The sequence below is a fragment of the uncultured Nostoc sp. genome (assembly GCF_964245445.1).
In the GTDB taxonomy this organism is placed as follows: domain Bacteria; phylum Cyanobacteriota; class Cyanobacteriia; order Cyanobacteriales; family Nostocaceae; genus Nostoc.
This window is the reverse complement of sequence record NZ_CAXTNE010000397.1, coordinates 1-5455: the sequence shown is the minus strand read 5'-3', so window position 1 is coordinate 5455 and position 5455 is coordinate 1. Positions and strand designations below refer to the sequence as shown.

Below are 5455 nucleotides of genomic sequence, written 5' to 3'. Positions count from 1 at the left end.
CCTCCTTGTTGAGAAGTAGATTACCATACTTTTTTATTAGTGGGATAGTTTCTTGTAGAATTGATGCGGCAATTTGATCAGGAGCCAGTAGAGATTTAATTATTGATTGATGTTGCGTTGTGTCTGGTTGAGGTATTAACCAAGGAAGAACAACGCTACTATAATAGACTAAAACTCAAAACTAATTAGTAAAAAAGAGTTTGACTTTCTACTATATTACACACACAAGTTCCTCTTAAAGGGTGATTATAGGATGAGTGAATGCCAACGCACACAATAAATTATGAATAGAGGGCAAGAGAAATTTGTGGTCAATTCATATAAAGTCCCAAAATTACCACTACCTCCGTCACTTTTAGGTTCAGAAATCGGTTCTTTTACTGAGTTTACAGTCACTCAAAGAATGCCTGCGATCGCCCGTCGAGTTATTGGGGAAAATAATTTTTCAAAGGAGATTAATACAAGATTAGAAAGGCTTGCTACAGAACTGCCGACAGGATATTTACAACCTCTGGTGAATGATACTGGTGCAGATTTTCCAGCTTGGGATACGTATCTAGAAGCTTACAAAGGTCAGCGTTGGATAGATGTTCCTTGGTTTTTTATAGAAACTTATTTTTATCGGTTAATTCTAGAAATTACTCATTACTTTCGCCCTGGTATATGGCAAGCTGTTGATCCATTCCAATTGCAAAAATCTCAGGGGTTAGAAGCGTCTCTTGACTCGACTATTCTTCTATGTACTCAGGTGAATAAATGGCTGGAAAATTCTGAAATTGATGCTCTAACAAACCAAACAGCTTTAATTGCACTCTTATATTTCGCTTTGTGGGGAAATCGAGTTGACTTGAGTTTATGGTCAGCATTTGAGGACGACCGGAGCCGTTTTGATATTCAAAATCAACTAGCTCACATTTTAGTAAATGATGCCTCCCAAGTTAGTGAATTATTAACTCTTCGTCAAAAAGGTCGTATTGATTTTGTCTTAGACAATGCTGGTTTTGAACTTGTCTGTGATTTATGCTTAGTAGATTTTTTATTAAGTAGCAACTTAGCTAATGAAGTTTACCTGCATCTGAAACCCCATCCTACTTTCGTTTCTGATGCCATGATTAAGGATGTACATGACACAATAAGTTTTTTAGCCGCTACTAGCGATCAACAAGTGACATCTTTCGCTCAAAGATTGGAGAGGCATATTGCATCAGGGGGTTTAGTCTTGTCTGAAGATTACTTTTGGACATCACCTTTAGCATTTTGGGAAATGCCTAACTCTCTCAAGAATGAGTTAACTAATGCGAGTTTAATTATAGTCAAAGGAGATGCGAATTATCGTCGGTTATTAGGCGATCGCCATTGGGATATTACTACCAGCTTTGCAAATATAGTCTGTTATTTACCTGTACCAACAGTAGCATTACGCACCCTGAAGTCGGAAGTAGCAGTAGGTTTAGAGTCTGAAGTTGTTGAGAAAGTAGCAAAATCTGACCATTCTTGGTTGACCAATGGACAATGGGGTGTGATTCAGTTCGTGGCTTAGTAATGTGGATTTGGTGGGGTTGAGGATATTGGGAACTGCGAAAGTTTTAGCTGATAGCAACTACCTACCCCACATCCTCTGCTTTGAGACGAGAGCTTCTCAAGATTCCTCGAATAGGCGATCGCCTTTATGTAACCGATAAGCGATTTGATAGGTTTGTGCTTGCGATCGCATTGTGGGAGAATGGGCTGCTAAATACCGAGCAGCAGCAACTAATACATGAATCCCAGCAGGAGTGTCACCTAATAAAGAATACTGACGAAAAGCGGCTTCTATTTCTTGAATTACATGAAAATCACGGTTTTCTCTGAGCATCAATTTTCCTAGCAGCGCCATGAGTCTTTCAGCATTGCCACCACTATATAAATAATTAGCCACTAATTGACCTGTCTGGTTAACTTGCTGCTGACGATTTAATAAATCGGGTAGCTGCTGGAGTAATTCTTCGGGATTTGGAACGGAGTCTTTGGCTTCTGGAAGTCGTGCTGGTGGTACATTCAAAAAACGATTCAAATAAACACTCATCGCCGCATCAAACACCCCTCTGAGTAGTTCGACTGTTGGTACTCGTCGTAACCCTTGATGCACAGCGTTAGCAAAAGTAAATGGATGATGTGCTGAGTTCCAATCTCCAAAGTCATTGTTAGTATTAAAACGAGCTACACGCAGTGCTGCGGTATAAGTAACTACACTTGATAATTGTTCTTCTGTACAACCAGCTTGTAGGGCATTCAGTAGCGAGTCAGCGATCGCTTGTGGGTCTTCACCTAATAAAATTGGTATTAATTGTTCCGAGTTTGACCAAGTTCCTCGTTGAGATTTCCCCGCACTTAAGACAGTGGGTAATTGCTCAAAAGCCGACTCTAATATTGCCACCAAATCTACAGGATAGCGCCAAGAATTAGATTCTTCCATCCGGGATGCACTAGCTAAACCCGAAACTAAGCTAGGTAGAACAGATTCCGCAGCTTGCCAACCAACAACATCAAGTGCTTCCAGTGCTTTGTTAATAAAATCAAGGCTATGCCCAATATCGAGATAACGATGATCTGTAGCCGATGAAAACAGCATATCTGCAACTTGCTCTAAATTAGCCCCTGAGCGAATCGCAGATACCAGACATCTTTGTGCAGCTTCACTATCCCGTACCTCAATAAACTGGCAAAACCAGCTTTTAAGAGTCGGAAAATCAACTGTAGAGTTAGGCAATGGCTGAACGACAAACAGAGGCGGCGCACCTGCACTATCATTAGCGACTGCCGAAAGTCCGTGGAATAAAGCACGAGGCTTGTCTTCTTCATCCAGATAAGGTAGTAGATTGATCATACAGGTATGGATAGTTAAACCTATACTCCAACCTGTTTTGTTGTAACTAGTGCCAAATTGTAGCCCGATTTGAAATGGTTCAGCCGGATTTACTCCTATATCTAACAGTGCGATCGTTGATTTGGCAATCACTAAAGAAATACTCTGCTTCAAACCATCTTCAAGGCGTTGGCTTTGGTGAGCATGAGGATTAACTGGCGGCGCTAAATTCACCCAAACTTCACCATCACGGATTTCCACAGGAAATGCCGGAACATCATCTGCCCAAGAGTCGAAGGTTCCACCACTAGCTATATCAAAGCGGGCATAATGCCAAGGGCAGGTAACAATACCATCTTTGCAAGTGCTACCTTGTAGGGGAAAACCCATGTGGGGACAACGGTTATCAATTGCATAAACTTTATTATCTGAGTAAAACAAAACAATAGTATGTTTTTCCTTGTGGACTAACAAACTACCTGCTGCCTGAACATCTTTAAGTTGAGCAACACGGGTATAATTGTCTTTTTTGGTTGTTTCTTTAAATATTAGAGTCATTTAATTTACACACGAGTGAATATCGAAAGCTTTACTTCTACTTTGACAAAATTTTCCTTTCTTCGAGCATTTGCACAATACTAATTTTTGTTAACAATACTTTAAGCTACTAAGGACTACTGCAATTACAAAGTGCATAGACTCATGCTGGCTGGTGATAACGGAGGTTGTCGGGTATAGTACTGGTGTTGTCCCAAAGAAGGGTAGCAGAAAGACTTGGGTTATTGTGGGTATCCCATGAATCTGATACGTTCTACAATTCGATGAAGGTAGACAAGGCAAACAAGTGATTAATAGCAAGGAAAAAAATGGAATAAAGATAGCAAACTTACTACGTAAAGCATTGCTACAAGGCGGTAAAATGGAACTTGCTCTCTATAAGTATGAATTAGAAGAACATATTGACTACTGGTACAAGGGTTTAAAAATTGACTGTAATGAGTGTGTGTTTGCAGTTACAGAGAACTCAGGCAACGTAGCAATGGTATCTAGATTTACGCCGCGCCGTACTATAACAATCCGATTTGAGTTGTGAAAAATATAGATTAGGAAACGAACCGCTAAGGACGCATAGACACGTTCGCGGAGCGTCTCGTAGAGAAGTGGCTTCCCGCAGGGTAGGACGCAAAGGAAAGAAGAAAGAAAGATATAATTTTCACGAATGATTTAGGACTGCAACCATAGGCTCAAAAATGCACTTTTTTGTTCCACCGACTGGATTTCTTTGGGTGTTGAGCCTATGGTTGCTATAAGATGGAAACTTTCTTCAACTACCAAATAATAAAAAAGGGTTGGCTTGAGTTATTTCATAACCACCCCTTAATTGCCAACGCCAAAATTTCTGGCGGGTCTAATTACGAATTACTTTTAATTAATATCTGATAAGTTTGATGCTGTTGGCTGTTCTTGGGAGTTAATGAATTCGGTCTTAGGTGGTTTTCCTATTGTTTTAGGAGGTTGTGGTCTATTTTTTGTAGGTTGTGAGTCGGATTGTAGGTTATGATTTTCGCTCATGTTGATTTATCTCCTTTGTAGGTCTAATGATTTAGTAAAGTAAAAAGTTCAGTCAGAAAATAGGAAATTTGTGTGATGACGATTATGACTTCAAAGGATGTCATCTCAATTCCGTAATCCTGTTTCAAATTTTGTTAAAGTTACCAACATTAGAATGACATCGGCATTGCAAATTGTTCCTAGACGGTGCGTAATGAAGAATACTATCTTCTGTTCAAAAGCAATGGCTAAATTACGACAGACTTGGGTTTCAGAATTGTAATCTAAGGCACTAGTAGCTTCATCAAGAATTAGTAATTGTGGATTTTGCAGGACAGTACAGGCGATCGCTACTCGTTAGCGTTGTCCACCAGATAGCGCTGAACCTCGTTCACCGACACGGGTGTTATAGCCACTGGGCAACGACATAATAAAGTCATGGGCATAAGCTACCTTAGCGGCGGCAATAATTTCTTCATCGCTAGCATCAGGACAAGCTAAGGCAATATTTTCGCGCACCGTGCCATCAAACAGCAGGGTATCTTGTAGTACCATACCAATTTGATTAATGACTTAATTTAGTTAAGGGCAATCAAGGCTCACGTCTAATATAATGCGGACAGATGCCAGTAGCGATCGCATTCGCGGATTAGATGCAGGTGCAGACGATTATTTAATAAAACCTCTGGATTTGGCAGAACTTCAAGCGCGGGTACGGGCCTTACTGCGGCGCGGTGAAGTTTCCCCTACAACCGTTTTAAAGGTCGGCGATTTGCGTTTAGATCCTCGTAGTTGCAAAGTCAGCTATGGTGATAAACTTCTGGCATTAACTCCCAAAGAATACACTCTGTTAGAAGTATTTCTGCGGAACCCCTCACGGGTTCTCAGTCGCGGACAACTGGTTGAGCATCTCTGGACTTTTGACGATCCCCCTTTAGAAGAAAGCGTCAAAGCACATATTAAAGGACTACGGCAAAAACTGAAGACAGCCAAAGCTGTGGATTGGATCGAGAATGTCTACGGTTTAGGATACCGGTTGAAGGAAGGTGTGGGGGAGAT

Annotated in this window: 4 protein-coding genes and 1 pseudogene; 3 read left to right on the top strand and 2 right to left on the bottom strand. The window is 40.7% G+C overall.

All coding sequences use genetic code 11. The features are described from left to right. The first annotated feature begins 283 nt into the window (after positions 1-283). On the top strand, positions 284-1540 hold the full coding sequence (locus ACFE90_RS35790) for a damage-control phosphatase ARMT1 family protein (protein WP_375507001.1): 1257 nt from the start codon (positions 284-286) through the stop codon (positions 1538-1540). Positions 1541-1639: 99 nt separating this feature from the next. On the opposite strand, the gene ACFE90_RS35785 is transcribed toward ACFE90_RS35790, so the two are convergent. Beyond that, entirely contained in the window at positions 1640-3403 is a 1764-nt protein-coding gene (locus ACFE90_RS35785; protein ID WP_375507000.1) for a Rieske (2Fe-2S) protein, read from the bottom strand. A 286-nt stretch (positions 3404-3689) separates the two neighbouring features. Here ACFE90_RS35785 and ACFE90_RS35780 point away from each other — a divergent pair, with 286 nt between their 5' ends. After that, positions 3690-3938: a hypothetical protein gene (locus ACFE90_RS35780; protein ID WP_375506999.1), complete on the top strand. Its 249-nt coding sequence runs from the start codon at positions 3690-3692 to the stop codon at positions 3936-3938. Positions 3939-4561: 623 nt separating this feature from the next. Here the strand turns inward: ACFE90_RS35780 and ACFE90_RS35775 are convergent. Next, positions 4562-4960 (bottom strand): annotated as a pseudogene (locus ACFE90_RS35775) (ATP-binding cassette domain-containing protein); the annotation flags it as partial. A gap of 49 nt (positions 4961-5009) precedes the next feature. Here ACFE90_RS35775 and ACFE90_RS35770 point away from each other — a divergent pair. Further along, positions 5010-5455: response regulator transcription factor (locus tag ACFE90_RS35770; protein WP_375506998.1), on the top strand; the 446-nt coding region annotated here is incomplete at its 3' end.